We start from the raw sequence: 16,842 nt of genomic DNA, 5'->3' as shown, positions 1-16,842 counted from the left end.
GTAGTTCTACGGACACGGATCAGCCTGGCTCCCGCCTTGTGCTGTTGGCGCTGGCGCATGGTCAGCTGAGCATGGATCGGGATGCCTTCGACCGATGGTCAGGGTCCATGCGTCGATGTCCTGGTAGCGCCGCGGACCTGGGTGGCCGCTTACCGTGCTGCCGACCAGGTGAAGGCGTTCGGTCTGCCAAGGGCGGCCGGTGAAGCCTTCGAGGCAGGCGGCCGCCGCCGTCACGGACGCGTTGTCGTAGCGGCGGGCGCGGGCCAGCGTGAGGTGGGGACGCAGCGGACGTTCGGCGAAGGCGATGCCGCAGTCCCTGACCCGCGCCCGCACTGCCTCGGCCAGCTCGTGGAGTTCGTCGAGATCGCCCTCGATGCCGCTCCACAGCACGCGCTCGTCGAAGTGTCCGCCACCGAGCAGTGCGAGTTCGAGGGAGGGGCGAGCAGCCGCCAGGTCGGCGAGGGGTGAACGAAGCCGCTGGACGGCCTGCACCGGCAGCTCGCCCAGGAAGACCAGGGTGATGTGCCAGTCCTCGATGCGGTTCCAGCGCAGGTCGGGACAGGCGGCGTACGCCGGGCTCAGCGCGTGCGCCAGCTCGTTCTTCGCGTCGTCGGGCGGCGCGAGGGCGAGGAACGCGTGCTGGGTGGCGGCCTGGGGCGGTTCGGTCATGGATGTCTTCCTACCTCATGCGTCCGCAGGGGCCGAAACTGAGGACGTCAACCCCTCCGCGGCCTCCAGTGCCGTGTGACGGCGGACGGCGGACGGAGGACGGAGGACCAGAAGGATCGCGGCGATCAGGCCGAGCGCGGTGACCGCGAACGATCAGCCGGAGGTCTACAGAACCACTGGCTACCCCGTCGTGAGTTGGGCCCGTGTGCCCCGGACCGTAGGTGTGCTGTCGTCGACGTCTACGTGGTGTTCGGGAGAAGTGCGATGCCGTTGTCGTCGGCGTGCAGGACGAGGACGGTCCGGACTCCCAGGGCGATGGCGACGGCGCCCGAGGCCTCGCCGCCCGCGACGAGCAGTCTGCGTACGCCGCGGTCGACCAGGTGGGAGGCGAGCGTGCCGGCGAGGCACTGGCCCCCGGAAGGCAACGGGGCGCCACTGTCCGGAAGATTTAGTTGATGATTTCGGCGCGGTCGTCCAGACGGATTGCGGCCAGCCGGTCCCGCCACATCTGGAGAGCTTCGGGTGTCTGTCGCGTCCAGTCGGTGACCTCGCCAACGATGTGGAGCGGTTCCCGGCTGCGATAGGAGCGAGTGGGATTGCCGGGGAACTTCTTGTCGGTGACGTTCGGGTCGTTCTCGAACTCCCCGGTCGGTTCGACGACATACACTCGCGGAGCCCCGTCACCGGCGGCAAGTTCGGCAGCGAGTCCCGCGCCGTCGCGCAACGCGGTGAAGTAGATGTGGTTCATGACGATTTCGGGCCGGTAGTTGGAACGGAAACCAGCGGTGAGGTGGTCTCCGACCTGCAGTTCGGCCTTCGTGCCATGGAAGAACGGCCCCTCGTCCAATACCTCATCCATCGCCGCAGGCTATCAAACCAACCTGTCGTGACGGCCGGCTGTGCTAGGGCAAGAAAGTGTTCGTAGTGAAGAGAGCGGCGGTTGCACTCTCGGCATCCGCAATGGTGTTCACGGGAGTTGCGCTGGTCGCTCCGGCCGCTCAGGCCAGGACCTCTGACCGCGTGCAATACGTCAAGGATCGCGGCTACCCCGCCACCTCGGCAAGGACCGACGCCTGTGCTATCGGCAGCGGGGACCAGTGGTTCGCCCAGCCGCTGTGCATTGCCGGCCCTCAGGCAGGCGTTCCGCGGCGCCCGTGGTCCCTCCCCGAGCCAATTCCACCGGCAGCGTACGACAGTGCGCGCAGACTAAAGGCGTGTGCGCTCACCCATAACGACAGGCCGCAGGACGGCGCGCATCCTCTTCTGTGGAACGAGGGGAACCAGCCCTCATTCAGGCGCAGCCACAGTGGAGGGAATGAAACAGCGTGCCACGGGGGCGACAGAGCACCACCATGACCATCGCCACGGTGATATCCGCTCTCACCGTACTGCCGGGCTGCACGCCGAATCCGGCGAGACCGACGGCGTCGACGGTGACCGCGGGCCCGGCCCGTGAACTCAGCCCCGCTGAGCAGGGCCGGGTGGACCAGGCCGAACAGCGTCTGATCCAAAGGTGCATGGCGGACAAGGGCTTTCGCTACTGGGTGTTTCCGCGTGTGGACGCCGACACGTTCCGCGCTTTCACCTACCGCTTCGTCCAGGACGACGTCGAGTGGTCGCGCGAGCACGGTTACGGCGAGCGACTGCGGCAGGCGTTCTTCGAGGCGAAGAAGCGCGACAGGAACCTCTCGTACCAGAAGGGGTTGTCGCCGACTGAGCGCGACCGCTACACCACCGCCCTTCAGGGCGGCCGAGACACACCGATGCTCTCTGCTCCGCTGCCGTCCGGAGGAACGGTTCGCAGCCCGGGCGGCGGCTGCACGCACTCCGCCCGGAACGAGTTGTACGGCGACGCGGAGGCGTTCTTCCGGGCCGACAAGGTCGCCACGGACCTCACCGGTGTGTACGTCCCCAAGGTCATGCGCGACCCGCGCTTCACGGGTGCCATGAAGGCGTGGTCCCGGTGCATGCGCGACCTGACGGGCGGCAGCTACGCCGACTCGGACGCGGCCCGTGCCGACGTACGCAAGCGGGCCGCGGGCTTCGGCGCTTCACAGGCGCGGGCCATCGAGGCGGACATCGCCGTCGCGGATGCCACCTGCGCCCGGCGGACCTCGCTGCGCGGCATCTTCTCCCGACTGGACCGCGAGTACGGCGATCCCGTGCGTGAGCGATACGCCGACGAGATCGCCACCAGGAACCGGATGAAGCTGGCCGCCCTCCGGCGGGCCGACCACATCGGTGCCCCTGACTGATCCACCTGCACCGGCACCTGGCCCAACAGCCAGGGACCGAAGCCAGGAAACCGGACCAGGAAACCAAGACAAGGAAACCAAAACTAGGAAACCGAAGGAGACACATGCGTAAGTTCCGAACGGCCCTGGCGGCGTCAATCCTCACCGTGACGGCGGGCACGCTGCTCACGGGCCCCGCACAGGCCGCTCCCGACCGTGTCGCAGGACCCAACTGCGCGAGTTTGTACCGGTCGTATCAGGAGGACGGATACGTGCGGGCGTACGACGCGGTGGACTGCTACGAGCGACTCGGTGAGGCCCAGGGTGACGATGGCAACTGGAACGACGCCTCGGGCCCGTTCCGGAAGCCGGCCAACGACAAGGCCACCTCCCTGCTGAACACCGGAACGTACGCCGGCGGCGTCAACAACGTCATGTTCTACGCGGACGCGAGCCACGAGGGCGTGAGGGGCTGTCTTGCCCGGGGCGAGCTCTACGTCGACGACCTGCGGGACAACGTCCTCAAACTGGGAAGTACGTCGACCAACGCGAACAACGTGATCAGCTCCCACCTCTGGACGTCGGGGTGCACCAACCCCTTGACCTGACGGCCCGTCCCGGCTCGTGCGAGCTGAGCCGGGACAGCTGCCGGCCTCGGGTGGGCGCGGGTCCCACGTCGTAACCGTCGGAGACGGCTTGATGTAGGTCGTGGAGCGGCTCGGGGCTGTGGAACGCTGAACAGATGATCACCATTGCGTCGGATGACGCGGAGTCTCTCGCGGTCGGGGCCCTCACATGGCTGATGAAGGCCGCGCGGGACACCGGCGACGGTATGGCCTGGCCGAACACTCTTGCCGACGAACAGGTCACGCCCATTCTGTACAACGGAAGTTCGGGGGTGCTGCCAACTCTTCTCGACGCATGGCGGTACTTCGCCGACGACCGGTACGCGGACATGGCCCTGCGGGGTGCCCGCGGCATCGCCGCCGCCGTCGAGGGCTGGGAGGACAGCGGCCTCTACACGGGGGTGGCCGGTATGGCCGTCGCCTTGCGGGGCGTGCACCGTGTGCTCGGTGACACCGCGGCGGGGGCGTCCGCCGACCGCGCGCTGGACGTCCTGCGGTCCCGCTACGACAGCGACGGCGCGGGGTGGAACGACTGGTTCGAGCTGGTCGTCGGCAACGCCGGCATCGCGCTCGCCGCGCTGGAGTGCGGCGATCCGGACCTCGCCCAACTGGCCGTCGACCGCTACGCGCGCACGGCCGAGTCCACCCCGGCCGGTGTGCAGTGGGAGGTCCAGACCGGCCGGGTCCACCGCATGCTCCACATGTCGCACGGCACCCTCGGCATCGTCTACGCGCTCGCTGCCGTCGGCCGGGCCGCCGACCGCCCCGACCTCGTCGACCTGGCACTGGCCGGTGCCGCCGACGTCGTCTCCCGGAACGAAGGCGGCCCGGACGGTTTCCTCGTCCCGTACTCCGATCCGCAACAGGAGCACGAGCGGATCGAGCGCCACAACTACGGCTGGTGCCACGGCCCGGCCGGCGACGCCCAGGCGTTCCGTCTGCTGGCCCAGTTCCAGCCCGAGGATCCCACCTGGCCCGCCCTCACCGACCGCTGCTGGCACACCCTCGTCACCTCCGGCATCCCGCAACGGATCCGCCCCGGCTTCTGGGACAACAACGGCCGTTGCTGCGGCACCGCAGGCGTCCTCGCCCTCGCCTGCGACCGCCAGGTCGAACGCGGCGACGGCCGTGACTTCGCCGACCTCCTCGTCGCCGATCTCGCGGCCCGCGCGACGGCCGACGCCGAGGGCGTGCGCTGGTCCAACGTCGAACACCGTGACATACCCAGTGACCTCGCCCCCGCCACCGGCTGGGCCATGGGCAACGCGGGCATCATCCGCGAACTCCTGCGCCACGCCCGCATCACCACGAACCGCGACCCGCAGTACGCCGTCCCCCTCCCGGACCACCCACCCGCCGCCTGAGCAGCGCCCTGGCCGGCGCACGTGCCCGTCCGGCTCGCCGAGCCGGCAGAGCGGGCACGGAACCGGGCGTCGCGGCACGCCGCTCAGGTCATGGGGCGCTCGCCGGGACGGGCGGACCGAGGCGGTACGGGTTCCCGGTGCTGACCGCAGGTGAAGGGCTTCGGGCACGGGGTGGCGGGCGGCCGGGCCGAACCGCACGATAATGCTGCGATGCGACCGCCTCTGCGTCTCCTGGCCCTTTGTAGCGCCGCCGTCCTCACGGTCGGTGTATCCGCCTGTACCGGCGGGGACGGGACGGACGACGCCGCGCGCACCGTGCCGAAGGAATGCGTGTCGCCGCCGAAGGCCACCCGGGCCGAGACCGGCACGCCCAAGACCCCTCGCACCGCGCCGGTGGCTGGAGGGGACGTCAACGGGGACGGCGTACAGGACCTCGTGGTGGACGGCTGGTACCGGCCGGTCGACGGCGGTGGTTGGCGCCGGAACCTTGCCGCTCTGCGCGGCACACGCAACGGGCAGGTCGAACCGTCCGACGGGACTTCGCTCACTGATGAGGGCCAGGAGGTGAAGCAGGTGAGCCCCGGCAATCCGCGTACGGGAGCAGGTGGGGCACTGCCCGCCGCGGACATCGACGGCGACACGTATGCGGACGTGATCGTCCAGGGAACCGAGAAGGACGGAGGGCGCGAGCGGATCGTCCAGTATCTCGCCCGGGGCAGTGAGCGGGGCCTTCGGGATCTGACCGTACTCTCCCGCTCCTTGCCCGTCTTCGACATGTCCGGAGCCACCGACCTGCTGGGCGACGGAATCAGTGACGTACTCGCTTTCCGGCCGCCCGACAGTCTGTGGGATCAGTCGGGCGAGACACACTGCGACACTCTTTTCGTGCTGCGCGGGCCGTTCGGCGACAACGGCGATCCGAATCGGGTGACGGCCGTGGACATGTCCCTCGAAGAGACGGTGACGACTCGCCAGGTGGTGTGGGGTGACTTCACGGGCGACGGCCTGACGGATCTGCTCGCCGAGTCGGTCGTCGGCGACCCCGATCCGTCGGACGAGGGCGACGAGCCTCCCACCTCCGATCACGTGGAGCTGTACGTCGGCACGACCCACGGCTTCGCCCACGCGGGTCCGCCGCCGGGCATCAAGCCGTGGGGCGACCTGATCTCCGGCCGTCCGCTCTCCGTGGGCGACTTCGACGGGGACGGAGCCGACGACGTGCTGCAGGGCACCGCCGTACGGTTCGGCGGCAAGGGCTTCCTGGCCGGCGGAGGCCGTACCGGCCGGGCACCCAAGATCCAGGCGGCGGCCGTGGGCGATGTGAACGGCGACGGCCGGGACGACCTGGTCGAGGCGCGCTACGGACGCCGGCATCAGGTCGGCACGGTCACCGTCCACCTGGGCAGCGGGCTCGGACTCCAAGACGCTGCACAGAGCACCTTCGACCGCCATGTCCTCGAACTGCCGGGCCGACCGGGGCACGAGGCGGACAGCGACTTCTTCGGCTGGGATGTCAGCCTGACCGACCTGAACGCCGACGGCCGCGACGAGTTGGTCGTCGGATATCTCGGATTCCACCAGCCCCGCGAAGAGAACGGCTACTGGATATTTCCGGGTACGCCGAAGGGCTCCTCAGCCGACGGCGCGTATTTCCTGCCCACGCACGAACTGGGCACGGAATGAACAGGACTCGCAACACACCACGAACGATGCGCGGATACGGGTGATGGTGCTGACCCGGATGCCGCGGCCCTTGGGTTCGTTGGCCCAGGCCCGCGAGAACGAGCGGGTGGCGGCCTTGGTCGCCGCGTACACGCCGAGTGCCTCGTCGCCGACGTTGGTCGAGCCGTTCAGGATGACCGAGGCGCCGTCGTTGAGCAGGTGCAGCGCCTTCTGCACGGTGAACAGCGTGCCGACGTGTTCCTCGGTGACCTCCTCAAGCGGTACCAGCGAGGCGATGGAGGCGTCCGCGAACAGTACGTCCAGGCCGCGGCCCCGATCGCGGACAGCCTCGTAGACCCGGTCCAGGTCGTCCAGGTCCGCGATGTCGCCGGTCACCGCGGTCACCGCGGTCGCCGATGAGCCGATCACGTGCGCGCCCAGCGCTTCTGTAGCGATCGCTGCAGAAGCGGGAGGGTGGGGGAATGGGTGTGGACGGGGACAGGAAGCAGGCGGAAAAGAAGCGGAGCGGCTCGATCGGCCGGGGCTCGCCGGTTGCGGCAATGGCGCCCCGAAGGCCCGTGGCGGCATGGTCGAGGCAATCCGCGCGCACTGCGCGTCGTGCGCGCCAGTGCCAGCAAGGCCTGCACCCAGCCCGTCAACAGCCTGACGGCGATGTCCGCGTACGCGCCGGCAGCTGGAGGCCGGAGGGAGTGGCCCGGTTGCGCAGCCGCTTCCCGATGAATTTTCGAGGAGGTGCGTGGAAAGCGCGTCGCCGGGCACTAGGGCTATCGCACCGAGGTCCTGGTGTGGTTCGGAGCCGGGACCTATCAGTCCAGCGAAATTTGGGCCGTTGTGACGCTCATACGCACATGCGTCTGAGTCGGACCTGACGACAGGAGCTTGAAATGATCATCCTTGGGCTTATTCTGCTGCTTATCGGCTTGCTTGTTGGCATGGGGCTGCTCACGACGATCGGCGGCATCCTCATTCTCGTGGGCGTCATCCTGTGGGTCCTGGGCGCGTCCGGCCGTGCGGTCGGTGGACGCAAGCACTTCTTCTAGGTCGAGCCACCTCACCAAATCGCTGCGACGAGTGACTGACTGTCCATGGCTTTCTCCTCACTGGAGAGCCCACGTCGTGAGGAACTCCTGGACGGGTCGAGGCCGGCCAGGAGGCCAGGAAAGCAGTGGTGGGGAAGCTGGTGCCGTCGCCGACGGTGACATCGCCGCTCCCTCCGCTGCCTCGCCGGCTGGGCCATCTCGGCCCAGCCGGCGAGGTCATGCGAGCGGCCGTACCTGGTCGCGATACCGGAGAAGCCTGCAGGGACACGGTGCCCTGGCAGGTGCGACCGTGGCGCCGTGGAACCGTCATCTTCCCGCGGTGCCGCCAGGCGGATCTCCACGAACAGGTGGGACCTCTACGGAAGGACCCACTTCTGGCTCTGCTGACTGCCGCATGTCCACAGGTGGACCGCGGTGCCGTCAGCCGATGCCCCGCCGGTGACGTCCAGGCACTTACCGGACTGCGGGTTGCGCAGTGTGCCGTTGGTCTGTGGCTGCCAGACCTGGGCCGCGGTTCCGTTGCAGGTGTACAGCTGCACCTTCGTGCCGTCGGTAGTGCCCGAGTTGGCGATGTCCAGGCATTTGCCCAGCGCGCGAACAGCACCGGTGCCGAGCAGGGACCACTCCTGGGCCGCGGTGCTGTTGCAGGTCCACAACTGGACCTTGGTCCCGTCGGCCGTGTTGGCGTTGTCCACGTCCAGGCACTTGCTGAGGCCCTTCACCTCTCCTGTGCGGGACGGTGTGCCGGGGAGCTGGTTCAGGGTGTACCAGGCCTCCGTGCTCCACAGTTGCTTGCCGTCGGCCGAGCTGAAGGGGCGGGCCGAGCGGACGTGGACCACCCGGTTGGGCTTGAGCCCGGGGATGGCCAGGGTGACCGTCTTGCGGTCGCTGGAGACGGTGGCCGACTGGACGGTCAGCGTCTCCTCGTCGACCTTGGGGCCGCCGTAGTCGACCCGGGGTACGTAGCGCCACTGCTTGACCTTGTAGCGCGCGGCCAGACCGGCGGCGGTCTCGTTCGATATGGGCTGGGTGTATTCGAGGGCGAAGCCGCCGTTGACGGCACGCATCTGGCGGATGTCGAAGGCACTGGTACCGGACGGTGTCAGCTTCTGCAGGCCGAACTTGAGCTTGCCTTCCTGGCCCCAGTTGCCGTCCGCTCCGAGGCCGCCGATGTAGAGGGCGCCGTCGGGGCCGACACTGATCCGGTTGACACCGACCTCCAGGCCCTGGGTGAGGCGGAACACGGCGCCCTGGTACTCGTCGTTGACTTTCTCCAGGTATCCGCGCTGGATGCCGCCGTAGGTCACGTCGCCGAACAGCATCTGGCCGGCGAACGGCCCGTCGTTCAACTGCAGTGGTGTACTGGGGGAGTTGGCGATCTCGTTCTGGGGGAGCCACAGGACCGGCTTGGTCACGTTCTTCGAGTCGAACGGGCCCGCCGGGTTGGTGTAGTGGTTGAAGAAGCGGTCCTGTTTGACCTGGACCAGCTTCGACGAGGGCAGCCAGCCGCCCTGGTTGTCGGTGACGAAGATGTCGCCCTCGGGGCCCCACCCGATGCCGTTGGGGGTGCGCAGCCCACCGGCGATGTAACTGACGGCCCCCGTGGCCTTGTTGACCTTGATCGTGGTACCGCGGTTCGGTGCGGGCTGCGGGTTCGTCGTCGCTCCGCCGTAGTTGATGGACACGGAGAGGTTCAGGTAGAAGAACCCGTCCTTGTACAGCAGGCCGAACGCGAACTCGTGGAAGTTGCCGCCGTAGGGCCAGGTGGCGACCCGCCGGTAGGTGTCGGTGACCTCGTCGCCGTTGGTGTCGTTGAGTTCGGTCAGTTCGTGCTTCTGCGACACGTACAGCTTGCCGTCCACGTACTTGATGCCCATGGGCTCCTTGAGCCCCGAGGCCACCTTCTTGTACGTCACCTTGTCCGGCCCGGTGTTTCCGGTGACGTTGCTCAGCAGGTAGACCTCGCCGGTCGTGTTCTCCGAGCCGCCCCAGGTGGCCACGGCGAGCCTGCCGTCGGGAAGCCAGTCCATGGCGGAGACCTGCGGTTCGAATCCGCTGGGCCGCAGGTTGGTCAGGGTGTAGTTCGGGTGCACACCGGTCAGGGGCAGGCCGTCGCCCGGTGAGTCGCCGGCCAGTTCGCATTCCTTGCGTCCCGGAGCCGTGACCCGGACGACGTCGGCGTCCGTGCTGAGCACCGAGTTGGGTACCACGGTGAAGGCGGTCGCGGAGGGCGGCTTCCAGGCGAGAGTGACCTGCTGCCCGCCGTCCTTCTCGAAGTGGTCGATGCGGATCGAGTGGTACCCGGCCGTCAGGACAACGTTGCCGTCCTTCGGGTCGGCGCCGTGCAACCCGTCGTGGCTGATGACGAGTTGGTCGTCGACGAGCAGCCGGGAACCGTCGTCGGTGGTGAGCCGGAAGGTGTACGTCCCGGCGGTGGGGACGTTCAGATTGGCGATCGTCTGCGAGACGAAGTTGGCGCTGAAGCCGAAGTCCGCGTCGGAGGACCAGTCGATCACCGGCATCAGCTTGTCGACGTTCGGTGTCTGACCGGGCTTGAGTTCACACAGTTTCTCAAGCGGCACCTGCATGTCGAAGACACGCAGGGTGACACCCGGCTCCTGCGGGGGAAGAGCGTCGGCGGAACGGTCGGTCGGGGCGGCCGAGCCCGCGGGGGCGGACAGCCCCAGCGCCAGAAGCGAAGTGATGACGGTCGTGGCCAGGCGTCTGCCGAGTCGCCCTGATAACAGCCGTGGATACACGTGGCCTCCTGTTCGCTCCCGGCATGGGGGAGCGCAGATGGACGAGTGAGAAGATCCACCGCTGCCGGTGCGCGCCGTCGCACCGGATACGGAGAGTGGCGTACGGGACGCATGAGATCTCGTGCCGTCGCGACGGACACAGTAGGGACTTTCTCCGAACTCGTCCATACTCTGTCCACACGAAGGCCAAAGTTCTCCCGCCTTCACCGGTCCCGAGCACCCACCGGTTCGGGCCCCGCTCACTTACCGGTTGCGGCGCAGGGCCTGTCTGACAATTCCCGTCTGCCGGGCGACGACGGGAATTGTCAGACAGGCCCTGGCGCACCCGCTCCCCGTCTCATGTGCCTCAGGCGCCGGACGCGATGCGGTAGGTCCCCGGCGTCTGCCCCATGGTGCGGCTGAACGTGTCGATGAAGGCGCTGGTCGTCGCCCATCCGCAGCGCTGTCCCGCCTCGCTGACGTTGGCTCCTTCCGCCAGCAGCACCATGGCGTGGAAGACCCGCACATTGGTCCTCCACTGCGGGTACGTCATGCCCAGTTCGGTTCTGAACAGCCGGGCCAGGGTGCGCTCGCTCACACCGATGCGCCGGGCCAGCCAGACCGCGGTGCGCGGGTGCCGGAGATCGTCGGTCACCAGTGCGCAGGCCTGCCGCAGGAGAGGATGGGCGGGGATGGGCAGCGTCAACGGCTCGATGAGCGCGCGCCGCAGCCGGTCCCGCAGGACGGCGCGGAGGCGGTTCGCCTCCGGCACGGGCAGGGACGGTTCACTGCACGCGATGATCAGTTCGCGGACCAGGGCGTCCACGGCCACGACGGCCGGCGTCCCGGCGTCGAGCAGGACGTCATGGACGGGGAAGCCGAGAGTGTGCACGGAACTGTGTCCGTGCACCCGGTGCTGGTGCCAGGTCCCTGCCGGGATCCACATGGCGCGGGCGCTTGAGGCCACCCAGGACGCCTCACCCGTCTGGACCGCCAGGACACCGGCGCTGACGTACAGGAGCTGGTGATAGCCGTGCTGATGACGCCCGATGACCTCACCCGCGAGATGTGCGTGGGTGGAATCCCTGGGCTCCCTGTCCCTTTCGGCTGTCTGACCGTTTTCCGACATACGACGGCAGATTAACGGAAGCGGCACACCGTACGGCCCTGCGAGCGTGACGACCATGCCCACGACGCCGCAGACCCCGCCCTCCGACCGCCGATCCGCCGTCGCCCCTCACTCACTGAGAACACGGCTCGCCTCCGGTCTGCGTGGCGCCGCGCTCGACACCCGTCCGCTGGCGCATCCCGTCTTCCGGCGTCTGCTGATCGGGCAGAGCGCGGCGTACATCGGGACCATGGTCACGGGAGTCACCATTCCCGTGCAGGTCCACGCGCTGTCGCAGTCGTCCCTGGCCGTGGGCCTGACCGGACTGGCCGGACTCGTACCGCTCGTGGTCCTCGGGCTGTACGGGGGTGTCGTCGCGGACCGGTTCGACCGCCGCGTGCTGTACCTGGCGTCGGCGTTCGTCACCTGGGGGACGACGCTGGCGCTGTTGGTGCAGGCGGTCGCGGCGCTGCGATCGGTACCGCTGATCCTGCTTCTCGTGGCAGTCCAGGCCGGTGCGTTCGCCATGTCGTCCGCGGCCCGGGGCGCGATCATCCCCCGGGTCGTCCCCACCCATCTGGTGCCCGCCGCGAACACCTTGTACTTCACCGCGGGCAACGTCGGGCAGATCGCCGGACCACTGGTGGCCGGCGTGCTGATCTCCCTGCCGAACGGCTACTGCTGGGCGTACGGCGCCGACGCCCTGCTGTTCTCCCTCCTGCTGTACTCGGCCTTCCGCCTCCCTCCGGTCAAGCCGACCGGCCCCCGGATCCGCGCCGGCGGACTGCGGCCGGTCCTGGACGGGCTGCGCTTCATCGCGGCCGCCCCCGTGCTGTGGATGTCCTTCGCGGTCGACATCGCGGCCATGACCCTGGCGATGCCGACCGCCCTGTTCCCGGAAGCCGCCCAACTGCGGTTCCACGGCGGAGCGGGCCTGCTGTACTCGGCCATCGCGATCGGCTCGGTCGCAGCCGGACTCTTCAGCGGATGGATCGGCCGGGTACGCCGTCAGGGGCGGGCGCTGGCCCTCGCGGTGGTCGTCTGGTCGGCGGCCGTCGCCCTCGCGGGCACGGTCGACCATCTCCTGGCCGCCGTGGTCCTGCTGGCCGCGGCCGGGGCGGCCGACCTGGTCAGCGCGGTCTACCGCCAGACGATCCTGCAGACCTGCACACCCGATGCCCTGCGCGGTCGTCTGCAGGGTGTCTTCACCGTCGTCGTCGCGGGCGGGCCGCGCCTCGGTGACCTGCGTGCCGGTGCGATGGCCTCAGCCACCTGTCTCGGCCTCGCATGGAGCGGCAGTTCACTGCTCTGCCTCGTCGTCGTCCTCGGCGCAGCGCTGCTCGTCCGACCGTTCTGGCACTACGACGTCAGCTCCGCGCACCCCGACCACATGACGCGGCAGAGCTGATGAGCTCGTCAGGAACGGCAGGTCCCCGTCCGCTCTCGTTCGACTACGGTGGTGGGGCCATCTCACGTGAACGAAGGACGCATATGGCTCGCCCCTACAACCCCGGACCGAAACAGTTCGTCTTCGCTGCCGGTGATGGCAACGACCAACAGGTCTCCGTGAGCGACCCGCAGGAAGCCTACGTGGCGTTCTCCGCGTTCTTCCGTGGTCGAGCTTCTGACACCTGCACCATCAGGGACGAAGCGTCGCGGCAGAGCTTGGTGCTCATGCCCGGGCAAGGTGTGATCTCCCGGATCGAGGATGCCGACCCACCTCGGTCGGAACATCTCCGGGTCGACAGGGCCAACCGCTACCTTCCGAGCGCCATGCTGTTCTTCGAGAACGGATATGCCGGCCTCGACCGCTTCGGCCAGTGGTTCTCCGGCCTCACCGACCTCGACGCCTCACCGGAAACTCGCGGGGCCGCCCGCGCCGCCACGATCACCACGGAGGCCGAGGCGGTCGAAGAGGTCGCTCGGATCTGGGCGGATTCGGGCTGCGTCGACCCGAGCGACCGGTTCTATGTGTTCTTCGACTCGCACGGTGTCGACGACGACCGAGCCGAACGAGCCGAACTGCTCAAGCTGATCGAGTTCCTCGGTGTCGAACGCGTCGACGCCCCGGCCGGGGCCGCCGGGGGCGAAGTCTGGATACGCACCGACACACGCCTCGACGTCGAACTCGCACGGTGGTCGTGAACAGATGGTGCGGGACGGGGCCGCACCAGCCGCACCCTCGCCGTCATGCCGGCCGGAGCCGTTCCAGGAAAGACTGAACCCATGAGCGACATCGTTTTCACGCGCATGAGCGGCTGGATCCCGAACGTGATCCGCGAGGACGGCGAACTGAAGCTGACACTCGGCGCCGGGGCCGACGCCAACCATGAGCCCCGTACGTTCACGTTCCCCATCAGCGAAGCCCATCTCGCGGTGATCCAGGAGGACCTGGCCAGACACCTGCTCCTGTGGAGTGCGGTCCTTCCGCTGTGCGACGCCGCCGGAACCCGGGGCCGGCTCGACGAGAACGCTGCCGCCGCGCTCCTGGACCCGATCCTCCTCGCCGCCCCCGCGGACGTCGACGCGCTCTTCCGGCGCATCCCGTGGGACAGGAGCCGGCTCATAGCCCACGGGGCCGACATCGGCCTGCTTGAGCGCGGCCGGATATGCGCCTCGATGCGCGCGGCGACAGAGACGTCGAACGGCAAACGAGCTCAGGAGTACCACGCGGACCGCCGTCGCGCCGAGCGCGGAACGGTACTCGGTCCACTCGACGCCGCGATCCTGCGGTACACGGGCCAGTATCTGCACGGCGCGACGGTTCCGAAGCGGCTGCCCGATGCCGTCGACCCCGTGCTGCTGCCCGAGGTCATGCGGGTGATCGCCACCGCGGAGCGGGCGTGCGCCGGGATGCGGATCAGCCGCGATCCGCGACGCGGACACCGCGCCACGGACAAACGCGACTGGGAACGGATGCAGACGACTGTCGAAGCGGCCGTGCGCCGCGCACACCCTGAACTCGTCGATGACGCGGTACGTACCGTGAGCTTCCTGATGTGCTCGGAGGCCGCGGACCGCGCCAGGAACACACCCATGGAGGAGGACGAGGAGACCGCCGGCCACCGCGCCGACTTCGGCGGCAGCGCGAGGAAGACGGCCCTGTCGTTCACCGACGACAAGGGCGCCGAGAAGAAGTGGCAACGGGACAGTGCCCGCACTGCCGCCGCGGAGTTCTGGGAGTTCGTCGGCAACCGCTCCGCCGCGGACAACGAAGTGTTCACCATCGAGGACGAGGAGAGGGGCGAAGGGATCCAACTCCACTTCTACGCGGACTCCATCGCCCGGATCACGACGCTGCGCGAGGGCGAGGGCGAGGGCGAGGGCGGGTCGGATCCCGAGTACCGGGTCGAGTACAGCCTGGTCGACGGGATCGGCGGGTACCGGAAGCTGGTGAGCATCTTCGTCCGCGGCGGCTGCGCCGCACTCGAACAGCACGGCCCTTGGATGTCGGATGTCGCCGAGTTCGAGCGCGCACGCCGACGGCGCGACGCCCGCTAGCCCCGGCAGAACTGCACGCACCAGGCGTTGCCCAACCCCGTGCACAACTGCCTGCGTCAGAGGTCGGGCAGCGCGGTACCGATCTCGGAGTTCGTCATTCCGTCGGCTGCCGGCCGGGCGATCTGCCCCTCCTGCGCCGTGAGGACCTCAAGCACGTCGACGCCGCGCCGGTCATGGGCCGCCGTCGACGTGGTGATCAGCGCATGGCCCTCCAGCGCGTGATCAGTGTCGAGGCCAGGCCCGCGTCGCTCCCGGCCGCTTCACCGGACCGGCACGTCGGCCGACCGCTCCCCGCGGCGGGGGTTGCCACCGGCCACGAAGGCCTCTCGTGGCCGCTGTACCGAAGCCAGGGACACGACATCCCTGCCGTACAGCACGGCGGTGGCCCACACGGCGAACACCCTGACCTTGCGCTCCCAGGTGGGGACCGCGAGTACGTGGTACCCACGGTGCATGAGCCAGGCGGGGAAGCCCTTGATGACCAGACGCCGGTACTGGAAGATGCCGCGCCCCAGGCCCAGGGTCGCGACCACCCCCAGACCGTGGTGCACGTAGTCCTTGACGGCTCGTCCTCGCAGGGTCGCCAGGATGTTCTTCGCGAGCAGCCTGCCCTGGCGCACCGCGTGCTGGGCGTTGGGGACCGTGTGCGCCCCTGGGCGGCCCGCCGCGAGGTCGGGTACGGCGGCGTCGTCACCGGCGGCCCACACGTCTTCCAGCGGAGCGTCCTGCGTTCCCACCCGCAGATCGGCGCGTACGGTCAGCAGACCGCGCTCGTCGACGGGCAGGTCCGTGTGATTGTGGACGATCGGGTTGGCCGCGTTGCCGGCAGTCCAGACAAGGAGACCGGAGTCGAACTCCTCGCTGTTCGACAGCACGATGTGTCCGTGTTCCGCGGAGACGAGCTGGGTGTTGAGATGCACCTGCGCCCCACGCCTGCGCAGTGAGCGCACCACCCAGGCGCCGGGCCCGTCGCCGACCTCCGGCAGTATGCGGCCGCGCGCCTCGACGAGGTGGAACCGCAGTTCCTCCGCGGACAGTTCGGGATAGTGCCGAAGCAGGGCGGTCGCCAGGGAGAGCAGCTCCCCGAAACCCTCCACCCCGGAGAAGCCACCACCGACGAACGTGACGGTGAGGAGCCTGCGCCGCTCGGGTCCTCGCGGGAGCGTCGCCGCGCGGTCGAACGAGGTGAGCAGCCGGTCGCGGATGGCGACGGCCTCCTCGACGTGTTTGAGTCCGAACGCCTCCTCGCCGAGTCCGGGTATCGCGAAGGTACGGGTGACCGCTCCGGCCGTGACCACCAGGACGTCGTAGGACAGCTCGTAGTCGGGACCGCTGTCCGGGCGGACGGTGACGGTGCGGTCCTGGTGGCGGATCCCCGTCACCGTGCCGGCGATCAGCCGCGTCCGGTGCAGGTGCCGCCGCAGCGACACCGCCGCGTGGCGTGCCTCGACGGAGCCCGCCACGACCTCCGGCAGAAAGGGCTGGTACGTCATATAGGGCCGCGGGTCGACGACGGTGACCCGCGCCTCGCCCCGGCGCAACTTCTTCTCCAGGCCCCACGCGGCGTAGAAACCCGCGTAACCGCCACCCACGATCAGGATCTCCCGCACGGCGTCCTCCGTTCTCTCGGCTTCGTCCTATTGACCGGACGGGCATCTCGTTTGTGACATCGGCAGTCGAGCGTGGCGGAGACCGCTGAGACGGTGTGACGGTGTCACAACCACGGTACGGACGCTGTCTCCTACGGGTGAGCGCCACCACTGTCCGTCAAGTCGTCGTCCCCCTGACGCATCCCTGAATTGGGTGGCCCGAGGAGTTACACGTGACCAGCACAGCGCAGCCACCCCAGTCGGGAGCCCGTCCGGCTCCTCCCGAGCAT

The 16,842-nt window shown here is 68.8% G+C and carries 14 protein-coding genes and 1 pseudogene; 8 read left to right on the top strand and 7 right to left on the bottom strand.

What is annotated here, in order from left to right; all coding sequences use genetic code 11:
- Positions 1 to 6: 6 nt before the first annotated feature.
- From thpR to arr, 3 genes are all read right to left on the bottom strand, one after another.
- Positions 7 to 669 (bottom strand): RNA 2',3'-cyclic phosphodiesterase, encoded by a 663-nt coding sequence (thpR, locus tag C6Y14_RS14070; RefSeq protein ID WP_107016996.1) that lies wholly within the window; start codon positions 667 to 669, stop codon positions 7 to 9.
- Between the two features lie 239 nt (positions 670 to 908).
- Entirely contained in the window at positions 909 to 1,094 is a 186-nt protein-coding gene (locus tag C6Y14_RS45505; protein WP_263973072.1) for a nucleotide-binding domain containing protein, read from the bottom strand.
- Positions 1,095 to 1,117: 23 nt separating this feature from the next.
- Positions 1,118 to 1,528 carry an NAD(+)--rifampin ADP-ribosyltransferase gene (arr, locus tag C6Y14_RS14060; protein ID WP_107016994.1) on the bottom strand — a complete coding sequence of 137 codons (411 nt, stop codon included), beginning with the start codon at positions 1,526 to 1,528 and terminating at the stop codon, positions 1,118 to 1,120.
- A gap of 493 nt (positions 1,529 to 2,021) precedes the next feature.
- Between arr and C6Y14_RS44080 the strand changes: the two genes are divergently transcribed.
- The 4 genes from C6Y14_RS44080 (at position 2,022) to C6Y14_RS14040 (ending at position 6,576) form a co-directional block, all read left to right on the top strand.
- Positions 2,022 to 2,924 (top strand): hypothetical protein, encoded by a 903-nt coding sequence (locus C6Y14_RS44080; protein WP_159074241.1) that lies wholly within the window; start codon positions 2,022 to 2,024, stop codon positions 2,922 to 2,924.
- A gap of 104 nt (positions 2,925 to 3,028) precedes the next feature.
- A complete protein-coding gene (locus tag C6Y14_RS14050; protein WP_107016993.1) occupies positions 3,029 to 3,511 on the top strand; it encodes a hypothetical protein in 483 nt (160 codons plus the stop codon).
- 134 nt (positions 3,512 to 3,645) lie between these two features.
- The gene (locus C6Y14_RS14045) at positions 3,646 to 4,893 is read left to right on the top strand and encodes a lanthionine synthetase LanC family protein (protein ID WP_225891065.1); all 1,248 of its coding nucleotides are present in this window, start codon (positions 3,646 to 3,648) and stop codon (positions 4,891 to 4,893) included.
- Between the two features lie 210 nt (positions 4,894 to 5,103).
- On the top strand, positions 5,104 to 6,576 hold the full coding sequence (locus C6Y14_RS14040) for an FG-GAP repeat protein (RefSeq protein WP_107016992.1): 1,473 nt from the start codon (positions 5,104 to 5,106) through the stop codon (positions 6,574 to 6,576).
- A 39-nt stretch (positions 6,577 to 6,615) separates the two neighbouring features.
- Here C6Y14_RS14040 and C6Y14_RS44995 read toward each other — a convergent pair.
- Positions 6,616 to 6,999: pseudogene (locus C6Y14_RS44995) on the bottom strand (SDR family NAD(P)-dependent oxidoreductase); the annotation flags it as partial.
- A gap of 461 nt (positions 7,000 to 7,460) precedes the next feature.
- On the opposite strand from C6Y14_RS44995, the gene C6Y14_RS14030 reads away from it, so the two are divergent.
- Complete coding sequence (locus C6Y14_RS14030) at positions 7,461 to 7,616, top strand: hypothetical protein (protein ID WP_107016990.1); 156 nt, start codon at positions 7,461 to 7,463, stop codon at positions 7,614 to 7,616.
- 356 nt (positions 7,617 to 7,972) lie between these two features.
- Here the strand turns inward: C6Y14_RS14030 and C6Y14_RS14025 are convergent, their stop codons facing one another.
- Together C6Y14_RS14025 and C6Y14_RS14020 are read right to left on the bottom strand one after the other, a co-directional pair.
- On the bottom strand, positions 7,973 to 10,336 hold the full coding sequence (locus tag C6Y14_RS14025) for a ricin-type beta-trefoil lectin domain protein (protein WP_404828796.1): 2,364 nt from the start codon (positions 10,334 to 10,336) through the stop codon (positions 7,973 to 7,975).
- A 385-nt stretch (positions 10,337 to 10,721) separates the two neighbouring features.
- Positions 10,722 to 11,483, bottom strand: coding sequence for a helix-turn-helix transcriptional regulator (locus C6Y14_RS14020; RefSeq protein WP_107016988.1), 762 nt, complete (start codon positions 11,481 to 11,483; stop codon positions 10,722 to 10,724).
- A 55-nt stretch (positions 11,484 to 11,538) separates the two neighbouring features.
- Here C6Y14_RS14020 and C6Y14_RS14015 point away from each other — a divergent pair, with 55 nt between their 5' ends.
- The 3 genes from C6Y14_RS14015 (at position 11,539) to C6Y14_RS14005 (ending at position 14,963) form a co-directional block, all read left to right on the top strand.
- The gene (locus C6Y14_RS14015) at positions 11,539 to 12,870 is read left to right on the top strand and encodes an MFS transporter (RefSeq protein WP_107017369.1); all 1,332 of its coding nucleotides are present in this window, start codon (positions 11,539 to 11,541) and stop codon (positions 12,868 to 12,870) included.
- A gap of 266 nt (positions 12,871 to 13,136) precedes the next feature.
- The gene (locus C6Y14_RS14010; RefSeq protein ID WP_225891064.1) at positions 13,137 to 13,607 is read left to right on the top strand and encodes a hypothetical protein; all 471 of its coding nucleotides are present in this window, start codon (positions 13,137 to 13,139) and stop codon (positions 13,605 to 13,607) included.
- An 81-nt stretch (positions 13,608 to 13,688) separates the two neighbouring features.
- Positions 13,689 to 14,963, top strand: a complete 1,275-nt coding sequence (locus C6Y14_RS14005) for a DUF6357 family protein (protein ID WP_107016986.1) — start codon at positions 13,689 to 13,691, stop codon at positions 14,961 to 14,963.
- Between the two features lie 260 nt (positions 14,964 to 15,223).
- Here the strand turns inward: C6Y14_RS14005 and C6Y14_RS14000 are convergent, their stop codons facing one another.
- The gene (locus tag C6Y14_RS14000) at positions 15,224 to 16,573 is read right to left on the bottom strand and encodes an NAD(P)/FAD-dependent oxidoreductase (RefSeq protein WP_107016985.1); all 1,350 of its coding nucleotides are present in this window, start codon (positions 16,571 to 16,573) and stop codon (positions 15,224 to 15,226) included.
- Positions 16,574 to 16,842: the final 269 nt, after the last annotated feature.

It is taken from the genome of Streptomyces dioscori (genome assembly GCF_003024195.1).
In the GTDB taxonomy this organism is placed as follows: Bacteria; Actinomycetota; Actinomycetes; order Streptomycetales; family Streptomycetaceae; genus Streptomyces; species Streptomyces dioscori.
The sequence above is the reverse complement of the archived record's forward strand: the minus strand, read 5'-3'. Positions and strand labels throughout refer to the sequence as shown.

What these genes read in the sequence shown, in the direction of transcription:
- C6Y14_RS14015 (WP_107017369.1), top strand. Translation starts at nt 11,539, where the DNA reads ATGCCCACGACGCCGCAGACCCCGCCCTCCGACCGCCGATCCGCCGTC.
- thpR (WP_107016996.1), bottom strand. Translation starts at nt 669, where the DNA reads ATGACCGAACCGCCCCAGGCCGCCACCCAGCACGCGTTCCTCGCCCTC.
- arr (WP_107016994.1), bottom strand. Translation starts at nt 1,528, where the DNA reads ATGGATGAGGTATTGGACGAGGGGCCGTTCTTCCATGGCACGAAGGCC.
- C6Y14_RS14020 (WP_107016988.1), bottom strand. Translation starts at nt 11,483, where the DNA reads ATGTCGGAAAACGGTCAGACAGCCGAAAGGGACAGGGAGCCCAGGGAT.
- C6Y14_RS44080 (WP_159074241.1), top strand. Translation starts at nt 2,022, where the DNA reads ATGACCATCGCCACGGTGATATCCGCTCTCACCGTACTGCCGGGCTGC.
- C6Y14_RS14030 (WP_107016990.1), top strand. Translation starts at nt 7,461, where the DNA reads ATGATCATCCTTGGGCTTATTCTGCTGCTTATCGGCTTGCTTGTTGGC.
- C6Y14_RS14010 (WP_225891064.1), top strand. Translation starts at nt 13,137, where the DNA reads ATGCCCGGGCAAGGTGTGATCTCCCGGATCGAGGATGCCGACCCACCT.
- C6Y14_RS14045 (WP_225891065.1), top strand. Translation starts at nt 3,646, where the DNA reads ATGATCACCATTGCGTCGGATGACGCGGAGTCTCTCGCGGTCGGGGCC.
- C6Y14_RS14005 (WP_107016986.1), top strand. Translation starts at nt 13,689, where the DNA reads ATGAGCGACATCGTTTTCACGCGCATGAGCGGCTGGATCCCGAACGTG.
- C6Y14_RS14050 (WP_107016993.1), top strand. Translation starts at nt 3,029, where the DNA reads ATGCGTAAGTTCCGAACGGCCCTGGCGGCGTCAATCCTCACCGTGACG.
- C6Y14_RS14040 (WP_107016992.1), top strand. Translation starts at nt 5,104, where the DNA reads ATGCGACCGCCTCTGCGTCTCCTGGCCCTTTGTAGCGCCGCCGTCCTC.